Genomic DNA, 754 nt, shown 5'->3' with positions numbered 1-754 from the left:
TAATCGTAGCAATATAAATGTTGCGCATTTGAGGAATCGAGCGATCACCGATGTATTTGAACCGGGCTCGACGATGAAGTTAGCAACGATAGCCGCGGCATTAGAGACAAACAAATACACACTGAATACCCGCCTGGATACATCTCCGGGTTATTTGCGTTTAGGGCGTAAGTCAATTCGAGATCACAGAAACTACGGTGAGCTAAGTGTCCTTAATATTATTGCCAAAAGTAGTAATGTTGGAACCAGTCGTATAGCGCTGGATCTTAGTGGTGATGTCGTTTGGGATATGTTTAGCCGGCTTGGTTTTGGGCAGGGAACGGGAATTGGCTTTCCTGGAGAGAGTATAGGTTCTTTGCCAGACTCTTCGCATTGGCAGCCAATTGAAGTTGCAGCCATGTCTTATGGTTACGGTCTGAATGCTACCGCACTGCAACTTGCCCAAGCTTATATGATATTAGGGAATGGTGGTGTAAAGCACCCTTTGGGTCTTGTTTATCGTGAAGAGCATTACCCAGGAGAGCAGATTTTGAGCTCGGATGTTTCTGATTCCTTGAGAAAAGCTATGAAGGCTGTTGTTGCCAAGGGTGGAACAGGAACGCGAGCGCAATTGCCAATGTATGGAGTCGGAGGCAAAACGGGCACTGTTCACAGTGTAGGAAGCTCGGGTTATGAAGAGAGCCAGTACAAAGCGCTGTTTGCCGGCGTCGCGCCAATAGATAAACCCGAAGTCGCCATGGTGGTAGTGATCGAT

1 protein-coding gene is annotated in these 754 nt (G+C 47.3%); it reads left to right on the top strand.

Annotated features, from left to right (window positions below):
• A partial coding sequence (locus tag A3766_RS04920; protein WP_255375286.1) for a penicillin-binding protein 2 occupies positions 1-754 on the top strand: 754 nt, incomplete at both ends.

It is taken from the genome of Oleiphilus sp. HI0132 (assembly GCF_001635845.1).
This window is presented reverse-complemented; position numbering and strand designations above follow the sequence as displayed.